The 9,114-nt window shown below is 71.7% G+C and carries 8 protein-coding genes; 5 read left to right on the top strand and 3 right to left on the bottom strand.

The annotated features are described in order from the left end of the window. Positions 1 to 14 precede the first annotated feature (14 nt). Positions 15 to 752: a Tellurium resistance gene (locus tag ACFULQ_RS47415; protein WP_383557579.1), complete on the top strand. Its 738-nt coding sequence runs from the start codon at positions 15 to 17 to the stop codon at positions 750 to 752. A 96-nt stretch (positions 753 to 848) separates the two neighbouring features. On the opposite strand, the gene ACFULQ_RS47410 is transcribed toward ACFULQ_RS47415, so the two are convergent. Beyond that, positions 849 to 1,604 (bottom strand): TerD family protein, encoded by a 756-nt coding sequence (locus ACFULQ_RS47410; RefSeq protein ID WP_383557576.1) that lies wholly within the window; start codon positions 1,602 to 1,604, stop codon positions 849 to 851. Positions 1,605 to 1,811: 207 nt separating this feature from the next. Between ACFULQ_RS47410 and ACFULQ_RS47405 the strand changes: the two genes are divergently transcribed. Genes ACFULQ_RS47405 through ACFULQ_RS47395 form a run of 3 tightly spaced genes read left to right on the top strand, consistent with a single transcriptional unit; the run spans position 1,812 to position 6,301 of the window. Beyond that, on the top strand, positions 1,812 to 2,975 hold the full coding sequence (locus tag ACFULQ_RS47405; protein WP_383557573.1) for an HpcH/HpaI aldolase/citrate lyase family protein: 1,164 nt from the start codon (positions 1,812 to 1,814) through the stop codon (positions 2,973 to 2,975). Positions 2,976 to 3,008: 33 nt separating this feature from the next. Then, positions 3,009 to 5,474 (top strand): phosphoribosyltransferase, encoded by a 2,466-nt coding sequence (locus ACFULQ_RS47400; RefSeq protein WP_383557570.1) that lies wholly within the window; start codon positions 3,009 to 3,011, stop codon positions 5,472 to 5,474. Beyond that, the gene (locus ACFULQ_RS47395) at positions 5,474 to 6,301 is read left to right on the top strand and encodes an HAD family hydrolase (RefSeq protein WP_383557567.1); all 828 of its coding nucleotides are present in this window, start codon (positions 5,474 to 5,476) and stop codon (positions 6,299 to 6,301) included. Before ACFULQ_RS47400 ends, ACFULQ_RS47395 begins: the two co-directional genes overlap by 1 nt. Positions 6,302 to 6,519: 218 nt before the next feature. Here ACFULQ_RS47395 and ACFULQ_RS47390 read toward each other — a convergent pair whose 3' ends face one another. Further along, entirely contained in the window at positions 6,520 to 7,209 is a 690-nt protein-coding gene (locus tag ACFULQ_RS47390; RefSeq protein WP_383557565.1) for a DedA family protein, read from the bottom strand. 87 nt (positions 7,210 to 7,296) lie between these two features. Further along, positions 7,297 to 7,515 carry a zinc ribbon domain-containing protein gene (locus ACFULQ_RS47385; protein ID WP_028807445.1) on the bottom strand — a complete coding sequence of 73 codons (219 nt, stop codon included), beginning with the start codon at positions 7,513 to 7,515 and terminating at the stop codon, positions 7,297 to 7,299. A 206-nt stretch (positions 7,516 to 7,721) separates the two neighbouring features. Between ACFULQ_RS47385 and ACFULQ_RS47380 the strand changes: the two genes are divergently transcribed. Beyond that, positions 7,722 to 9,095, top strand: a complete 1,374-nt coding sequence (locus ACFULQ_RS47380) for an alpha-lytic protease prodomain-containing protein (RefSeq protein WP_383557562.1) — start codon at positions 7,722 to 7,724, stop codon at positions 9,093 to 9,095. Positions 9,096 to 9,114 lie beyond the last annotated feature (19 nt).

Genomic DNA, 9,114 nt, shown 5'->3' with positions numbered 1-9,114 from the left:
GGTGGGGGGCGGGAGTGGGCTTCTTCGACGGACTCCGGGGCGGCCGCGAGGTCGACTTCGACTCGGGCAGCGCGGCCAGCAACGCGATCGAACTGACCAAGCGGCACAACCGGGTCTCGCTCACCAAGCAGGGGGCGGCGACCGGGAACCTCCGCATCAACCTGACCTGGCGGATGCGGACCTCCGACATCGGGGGCTCACAGCGGGAGTCGCTGCTGCGGCACCCCTTCAAGGCGCTCAAGCCGCCGGAGGTCCTCGGGCACAGCCAGTCCATGGTCAACGTCGACCTCGACCTCGGGTGCCTGTACGAGCTGGCCGACGGCACGAAGGGGGTCGTACAGCCGCTCGGCGGGCTGCTCGGGGACGTCAACGCGCCGCCGTACGTGAAGCTCAGCGGGGACGACCGGTTCGGGTCGGCGTCCGGCGAGACGATGTACGTCAACCTCGATCACCGGGACCAGATCAAGCGGCTGCTGGTCTTCGTGTACATCTACGACCAGACGCCGGCGTTCGACCGTACGCACGCGATCGTGACGCTGTATCCGAGCAACGGGCCGCGGATCGAGATAGGTCTCGACGAGCGGCACCCTCAGGCTCGGTCGTGTGCAGTGGTGATGATCGAGAACGTCAAGGGTGAGCTTGTCGTTCGGCGTGAGGTGCAGTTCGTGTACGGGTTTCAGGGGGAGCTGGATCGGTTGTACGGGTGGGGGTTGCAGTGGGGGCGGGGGTACAAGGCTAAGGCGGATCGGTGACGTTCGCCTGAGAGCCCGGGGGGATCTGTGGTGTGGCGGGTGCGGCGCCGTCGTGGCTTGTCGCGCAGTTCCCCGCGCCCCTGAGGGGCGCGACCCTTACCGCCCGATGAATTGGGGCCCTTGCGGGGGCAGGCGGAACTCGCCCGCCGGGAGCGGTGCCGGGGCGACTGGCTGTGGGTAGCCGTAGCCCGAGGCCGGGGCGGTTGCCGTCGGCTGGGGGTAGCCGTAGGCCGGCTGGGTCGGGACCGAGGTGGCGGACTGGGCCGGCTGCTCCGGGGGGAGGGGCTGGGACGCGGGCTCCTCGGGCTCCGACTCGTCCACCGTGATGCCGAAGTCGGTGGCCAGGCCCTGCAGGCCGTCCGCGTAGCCCTCGCCCGTGGCGCGGAACTTCCAGCCCTCGCCGCGGCGGTACAGCTCGCCGCAGATCATGGCCGTCTCCTCGCCCGTCTCCGGCTTGATGTCGAAGTAGGCCAGCGGCGCACCGTCGGCGACCGCGGCGTCGTACAGCAGGATGCGCAGGTCCTGCACGCGGTCGAAGGTGGCGCCGTCCGCCGAAGCGACCAGGAGAATCTGGCTGACGTCGGGCTCGACACCGGCGAGATCTGTCTGGATCGTGTCGGTGGGGCCCTCGGCGAGACGCTTCTTGCCGAGAAGCCAGACCTTGCCGGAAGGGTGGCGGGGCTGGTTGTAGAAGACGAAGTCCTCGTCGGACCGCACGCGACCGTCGGGGCCGAGGAGAAGTGCCGAGGCGTCGACGGGCGGAACCCCCTGCCCAGGCGCCCAGCGCAGCACAGCGCGTACCGTGGTGGCATCCAGCGGGACGTTCGACCCCTTCAGCATGGCGTGCGTCATGCGGTCATCCTGCCCTCTCGGTCCTGGTCACGACAACGCGGGGGTGGGGAACACCGGTTTCATGTCGTACCGGTGTCCAGCGGGCCGTGTTCGTCTGCGTTACCTGAAATTCATGCCCGGTGGGAACCTGGGACACGGGTACCTACGTACTATTACCGGCCACCTGTGAGCGGTTCACAGGCGGCACAACTGCCACGGGGGAGTCATATGCGTCATTTCGGGCACATCGCCCCTGAGGTGCGTCAGCGCCTCTTCCACCAGGAGCCCTGCGAGTTCACCGCGGACTCCCCGGCCCGGCTGCTCTCCGCGGCCCTGGGCGCCACGCTCTACAGTCCGGCCACGCGGCCGCGGCTCGCCGACGACATCGTCAAACAGGCAGGGCTCGGCGTGGTCTCGATGGTGCTGTGCCTGGAGGACTCGATCGGTGACGAGGACGTCGTCGCGGGCGAGGAGAACCTCGTCCGGCAGTTCACCGACCTCGCGGAGCGCGCGGTGGACCTGCCGCTGCTCTTCATCCGGGTCCGTTTCCCCGAGCAGATCCCCGATCTCGTACGGCGCCTCGGCCCCGCGGTCCGCCTGCTGTCCGGATTCGTGCTCCCGAAGTTCACCGAGGAGCGGGGCATCCCCTTCCTGGAGGCCCTCTCCGTCGCCGAGGCCGCGAGCGGACAGCGGCTCTTCGCCATGCCGGTGCTGGAGTCGCCGGAGCTGCTGTACCGGGAGACGCGCGTAGAGACCCTGGAGGGCATCGCGCGCGCGGTCGACAAGTACCGCGACCGCGTCCTCGCGCTGCGTCTCGGCGTGACCGACTTCTGCTCCTCCTACGGCCTGCGCCGCGCCCCCGACATGACCGCCTGGGACGTCCAGATCGTGGCCTCCGTGATCGCCGACGTGGTGAACATGCTGGGCCGCGCCGACGGCACCGGGTTCACCGTCACCGGGCCCGTCTGGGAGTACTTCCGGGTCCAGGAGCGCATGTTCAAGCCCCAGCTGCGTCGCAGCCCCTTCCTGGAGGGCCAGGCCGAGGAGCTGCGCGAGGCCCTTATCGAGCACGCCATGGACGGCCTGCTGCGCGAGATCACCCTCGACCAGGCCAACGGACTGCTCGGCAAGACCTGCATCCACCCCTCCCACGTGCTGCCCGTGCACGCACTGTCCGTGGTCAGCCACGAGGAGTTCAGTGACGCCCAGGACATCCTGCGGCCGGAGCGCGGGGGCGGCGGGGTGCTGAGGTCGCAGTACACGAACAAGATGAATGAAGTGAAGCCGCATCGCGCCTGGGCCGAGCGGACCCTGCTGCGCGCCGAGGTCTTCGGGGTGGCCAACGAGGACATCGGCTTCGTGGAGCTGCTCGCCGCCGGAATAACCAGCTGATCATTCGTGGCATTCGTGGACACCAAGGGACGCATGAACAAGGCAGTGAACGACCGGACGCCGGGCGAGGTCTGGTCGGGGACGTGGGTCGCCGACCGGCTCGGCGTCGAACTCGTGGGCGACAGTCAGCTGACCGACCTGCTGGGCCTCGCCCTCAGACGCAACCCCAAGCGGGCCCATCTCCTGGTCTCCAACGTCCTCGGCAAACACGTCCCGCAGTCCCCGTCGGTGGTCTACGGCCAGGGTCTCGCCCTGGGCCGCAGGGTCCGTGACCTGCTGGGCGACGAGGAGGCGGCCGGGGCGGTGGTCCTCGGCTACGCGGAAACCGCGACGGGCCTCGGCCACTCGGTCGCCGACGGCCTCGCCCTCGCCCCCTACCTCCACTCCACCCGCCGCCCGATCCCGGGCGTGCCCCCCGCGGGCGGCTTCGAGGAGTCCCACTCCCACGCCACCTCGCACCTGCTGCTCCCGGAGGACCCGGCCCTGCTGTCCGGCGACGGCCCCCTGGTCCTGGTGGACGACGAGTTCTCGACGGGCAACACGATCCTGAACACGATCAGGGACCTGCACGGCCGCTATCCGAGGAACCGGTACGTGGTGGTGGCTCTGGTGGACATGCGGTCGGAGGAGGACGCGGGGCGGCTGGAGGCTTTCGCGGAGGAGATAGGCGCGCGGGTCGACTTGGTGGCGGCGGCATCGGGCACCGTACGCCTGCCCGAAGGGGTGCTGGAGAAGGGGCAACAGCTGGTCGCCGAGTACGAGAGTCACCTGGGGGCGCGGGGAACTGCGCGACCAGCCCCCACGCACCCGCACCCGGCAATCCACCGCGTGGACCTGATGTGGCCCCGAACCCTCCCCGACGGAGGCCGCCACGGATTCACCCCCCAGCACCGAATACGCCTGGAGCACGAACTCCCCGCGATGACCGCCAGGTTGGCAGAGGCGCTCCCGGCGAACGCCCACCACGTCCACATCCTCGGCTTCGAAGAGCTGATGTACGCCCCCCTGAGGCTCGCCCGCGAACTCGAACAGGTCGCCGAGGGCGTCGGGGTCACCTACTCCACCACCACCCGCAGCCCCGTCCTCGCCGTGGACGACCCGGGATACGCGATCCGCACCCGCCTCACCTTCCCGGCCCACGACAACCCCGCCGACGGCCCCGGCGACCGCTACGCGTACAACGTCGCCGGCGCCCGCTTCGACGCCGTGGTCGTCGTCGTCGACGACACCGCCGACACCCCCGAACTGCACGCGCCAAACGGCCTGTTGGCGCAGCTGGCCGCACACACCCCGCACGTGCTCCTCGCCGTCGTCCCCAGCTACACCCCCGAAAGGCCCTCCATGCTCCCCGAGCCCCTCCGCGGCCCAGCCTTCTCCTCCTACGCCCCCGAAGAGGTCGGCTGGCTGCTCCAGGACCTCTCGGACGTCACCCTGGAGGCGCCGACCGAGGAGCGCGAGGAGGCCATCCAGAGCGGCGGCGCGCACTACGCGGAGTCGCTGCCCGTGGAGTACCAGCCGAGCGAGCAGTACCAGGAGCTGTTCCAGGCGGCCCTGACGGAGTCCTCCGCGAGGCTCGCGCAGGCCGTCGGCGCCGTCACGGAGATCGTGCTCCAGGAGCGCTCCCCGCGCCCCGTCCTCGTCTCCCTGGCCCGCGCCGGTACCCCCGTCGGGGTCCTGATGCGCCGTTGGGCCCAGTTCCGGCACGGCCTCGAACTGCCTCACTACGCCGTCTCGATCGTCCGCGGCCGCGGTATCGACGCCAACGCCCTGCGCTGGCTGGCCGCCCACCACGACCCGGCCGACGTCGTGTTCGTCGACGGCTGGACCGGCAAGGGCGCGATCACCCGCGAACTGACCGAAGCGGTCAGGGAGTTCGAGGCCGAGGGCGGCGCCACCGGCTTCGACCCGGAGATCGCCGTACTTGCCGACCCCGGCTCCTGCGTGCGGACGTACGGCACCCGCGAGGACTTCCTCATCCCCTCGGCCTGCCTCAACTCCACGGTGTCCGGCCTGATCTCGCGTACGGTCCTGCGCGCGGACCTGGTCGGCCCGCACGACTTCCACGGCGCGAAGTTCTACCGCGAACTCGCGGGCGCGGACGTGTCGGTGGACTTCCTGGACGCCGTGGCCGGCCGTTTCCCGGAGGTCGTGGACGCCGTTGACTCCACCGTGAAGGAACTGCTGGCCGGCGACCGCGAACCGACCTGGGAGGGCTGGGCGGCCGTCGAACGCATCAGTGAGGAGTACGGCATCCACGACGTCAACCTCGTCAAGCCGGGCGTCGGCGAGACCACCCGGGTGCTGCTGCGCCGGGTGCCCTGGAAGATCCTGGCGCGGGCCGGGGCGGGCGCCGACCTCGACCATGTACGCCTGTTGGCCGAACAGAGAGGTGTTCCCGTGGAAGAGGTCGCCGAACTCCCGTACACCTGCGTGGGGTTGATCCACCCCAAGTACACGCGGGGCGCGACGGGAGCCGACGGCAAGGCGGTCACCCTCTGATGTCCGCTCAGGCTCCGGTGCTGGTCGCCAGCGACCTCGACCGCACGCTCATCTACTCCGCCGCCGCCCTGGCGCTCACCATGCCGGACGCGCGGGCGCCCCGGCTGCTCTGTGTCGAGGTGCACGAGAGCAGACCGCTGTCGTACATGACGGAGACCTCGGCCGAGCTGCTCTCCGAACTCGGCGACGCGGCGGTGTTCGTGCCGACGACGACCCGCACCCGCAAGCAGTACCAGCGCATCAACCTCCCCGGCCCCGTGCCGGCCTACGCGATCTGCGCCAACGGCGGTCATCTGCTGGTCGACGGTGTCACCGACCACGACTGGCACGCCGGGGTCACCGCCCGGCTCGCCGACGAGTGCGCGCCGCTCGACGAGATCCGGGCCCACCTCCAGGAGACGGCCGACCCGCTGTGGGTGCGCAAGCACCGGATCGCCGAGGACCTCTTCGCCTACCTCGTCGTCGAGCGCGAACTGCTGCCCGAGGACTGGGTGAAGGAGCTCGCGGTGTGGGCCGAGAACCGCGGCTGGACGGTCTCCCTCCAGGGCCGCAAGATCTACGCCGTCCCCAAGCCGCTCACCAAGAGCGCGGCCGTGCGCGAGGTGGCCCGGCGCACCGGCGCCTCCCTGACGCTGGCCGCGGGCGACTCCCTGCTCGACGCCGACCTGCTGCTGGCCGCCGACCGGGGCTGGCGGCCGGGGCACGGGGAGCTCGCCGACGTCGGCTGGACGGCTCCGGCGATCACCGCGCTGCCCGAGCGGGGCGTGCTGGCGGGGGAGCGGATCCTGCGGGAGTTCCTGCGCGGGGCACGACAGGGAGCGGTCTGAGGAGCCGGGTGCGGGCGTGACGTGGGTTGGCGGGGTCGGCGGGCGTCGACTGGGACACCGGCGGGCGGGCGATCGGCGGTCGTCGGCCCCGGTCTGCGTGACCACCGGCCCCCGCCTGCGCGACCACCGGCCCCGGGTCGCCCGCCCCCTGCCTGCCAGGACACCGGCGGGGTCAGCTAGGACACCGGCGGGGTCGGCTAAGACACCGGCGGGGCCCGCTAGGACACCGGTTCCGCGGACTCGCGTTCACCCCGCGCGTCCGTGTCCGCGTCGGGGGCCGTGTCCCTGTCCGCCCCGCGCCGACCCGGTCCCGGGCGCCGCAGCAGTCGTAGCGTGACGAAGGCCGTCACCGACAGGGCCGCTGCCGCGAGGACCACCTTCGAGTAGGCGGACACCACCTCGGTGACCTGGGTCCAGTTGGCGCCCAGGGTGTGGCCCGCGAGGACGAACGCCGTGTTCCACAGGGCGCTGCCGAGCGTGGTCAGGGTCAGGAACACCGGCAGCGGCATGCGTTCGACGCCGGCCGGGACGGAGACGAGGCTGCGGAAGACCGGGATCATGCGGCCGAAGAACACCGCCTTGGTGCCGTGCCGCAGGAACCAGGCCTCGGTGCGTTCGACGTCGGCGGCCTTGACGAGCGGCAGCCGGGCCGCGAGTGCCACCGTGCGGTCCCGGCCGAGCAGCGCGCCGACGCCGTAGAGCGCGAGGGCGCCGACCACCGAGCCCGCCGTCGTCCACAGCAGCACGGCGAGCAGGTTCAGCTCGCCGGTGCTCGCCGCGAAGCCCGCGAGCGGCAGGATCGCCTCGCTCGGGATGGGCGGGAAGAGGTTCTCCAGGGCGATGGCCACCCCGGCGCCGGGGGCGCCCAGCGTGTCCATGAGGCCGTTGACCCACTCGATGGCTGACATGGGCCCACGCTAGGGAGGCGGACCTGAAGGCAACCTGAAGAGGCCGCCGTACGGCGGTCCGCTCGCCGTTGCGCTCTGCTGCGGCTGTCAGCCGCAGCAGCCGCCTCCGCAGCACCCGCCGCCGCCGCCGGCCTGAGGCGCCGGGGCCGACGCGGAGGCCGAGCCGCCCACCGCCACCGTCGACAGCAGCTTCACGGTGTCGTCGTGGCCGGCCGGGCAGTCCGCGGGGGCCGAGGACTCGGCCATGGGGCGGCTGAGTTCGAAGGTGTCGCCGCAGGTACGGCAGCGGTATTCGTAGCGAGGCATGAGCACAGGTTAACCGGCACAGCCGCGCCACCCGTCGTACCCGGGAAACCGCCCCGTCGGCATCCTGTGCTGCGCCGGGCGGCCCCCTCGTGTCGTCCGATGCGCGGAACGGGCGGGAAGCACACATCCTCTGCGGCCTTTTCGGCAAGGTCTAGGGATTCGAGATGTTTCAAGACGTTTCGTCCCCCCCACTCCAGGAGAACCTGATGCCCCACAGACACGCCTCGGCCGGCCGTGCCGCGTTGACGGTGCTCGGCGCACTCGTCCTCGCGGGACTGCCCGCGGTCGCGGCCGCCGAGCCCCCCACGCCCACGCCGGCACCCTCCGCCGCCGAGACACTCGGCGCCGACCGCCCCTCGTCCGAGGTCCTGCGGGCGCTGGTGCGTGATCTGAGCCTGACCGAGGCGCAGGCGAGGACCCGCCTGCTGAACGAGGCCGAGGCGGGCGCGCGCGCCGGGCGACTCCAGAACGCGCTCGGCAAGCGCTTCGCCGGCGCCTGGGTCAGCGGCGACACCTCCGCCGACCTGACCGTGGCGAGCACCGACGTCGCGGACACCCCCGCCATCGAGGCCGGGGGCGCGCGGGCCATGGTCGTCGGGACCGCGCTGGAGGAGCTGAGGGCCGCCAAGAGCAAGCTGGACGCCGCCGTGAGCGGCAAGGCCCTCGACACACCGGTCCGGTACATCGACGTACGCACCAACCGGGTCACGGTCCAGGCGACCAGCCGCGCCGCCGCGGACACGCTGGTCGAGGCCGCCGGCGTCGACAGCGCGCTCGTGGACGTCAAGGTCTCGGCCGACCAGCCCCGCGCGCTCTACGACATCAAGGGCGGCGACCCCTTCTACATCGACGGCACGGCCCGCTGTTCCGTGGGCTTCGGCGTCACCAAGGGCGCGCAGCAGGGCTTCGCCACGGCCGGCCACTGCGGGCAGGCGGGCTCGACCACCACCGGGTACAACCAGGTCGCCCAGGGCACCTTCCAGGCATCGATCTTCCCCGGTCAGGACATGTCCTGGGTCGGGGTCAACGCCGACTGGACGGCCACGTCCGCCGTCAAGGGCGAGGGCGGCCAGGACGTGCAGACCGCCGGTTCGGTGCAGGCTCTGACGGGTGCCGCGGTGTGCCGGTCGGGATCCACCACCGGCTGGCACTGCGGCACGATCCAGCAGCACGACACGAGCGTCAGCTACGCCGAGGGCACCGTCGACGGCGTGACCCGTACGACCGTGTGCGCGGAGCCGGGCGACTCCGGCGGTTCCTACATCTCGGGCGTCCAGGCCCAGGGCGTCACCTCCGGCGGGTCCGGCGACTGCACGAGGGGCGGGACGACCTTCTACCAGCCGATCAACCCGCTGCTCAGCACGTTCGGCCTCACCCTCAGGACCAGCACGGCCGAGAGCGGCACGCCCGCCCCCGACCCGGAGGACGGCGGCTCGTCGGACGGCTGGACCGCGGGACGGGTGTACGAGGTCGGGGCGCGCGTGACCCTCGACGGCGTCTCCTACGAGTGCCTCCAGTCCCACCAGGCGCAGACCGCCTGGCAGCCGGCGCTGGCGCCGGGGCTGTGGCAGCCGGTGTGAGAACGGGCTGAGCCCGCGG

Origin of the sequence: Streptomyces sp. NPDC057253, from assembly GCF_042669125.1 — a bacterium.
Taxonomy (GTDB): domain Bacteria; phylum Actinomycetota; class Actinomycetes; order Streptomycetales; family Streptomycetaceae; genus Streptomyces.
Note: the sequence above shows the minus strand (reverse complement) of the source record. Positions and strands in the feature narration are given on the sequence as shown.

Excerpts from the sequence above, each read along its gene's own strand:
- ACFULQ_RS47390 (WP_383557565.1), bottom strand. The coding sequence starts at position 7,209 with ATGTCAGCCATCGAGTGGGTCAACGGCCTCATGGACACGCTGGGCGCC.
- ACFULQ_RS47380 (WP_383557562.1), top strand. The coding sequence starts at position 7,722 with ATGCCCCACAGACACGCCTCGGCCGGCCGTGCCGCGTTGACGGTGCTC.
- ACFULQ_RS47410 (WP_383557576.1), bottom strand. The coding sequence starts at position 1,604 with ATGACGCACGCCATGCTGAAGGGGTCGAACGTCCCGCTGGATGCCACC.
- ACFULQ_RS47395 (WP_383557567.1), top strand. The coding sequence starts at position 5,474 with ATGTCCGCTCAGGCTCCGGTGCTGGTCGCCAGCGACCTCGACCGCACG.
- ACFULQ_RS47385 (WP_028807445.1), bottom strand. The coding sequence starts at position 7,515 with ATGCCTCGCTACGAATACCGCTGCCGTACCTGCGGCGACACCTTCGAA.
- ACFULQ_RS47400 (WP_383557570.1), top strand. The coding sequence starts at position 3,009 with ATGAACAAGGCAGTGAACGACCGGACGCCGGGCGAGGTCTGGTCGGGG.
- ACFULQ_RS47405 (WP_383557573.1), top strand. The coding sequence starts at position 1,812 with ATGCGTCATTTCGGGCACATCGCCCCTGAGGTGCGTCAGCGCCTCTTC.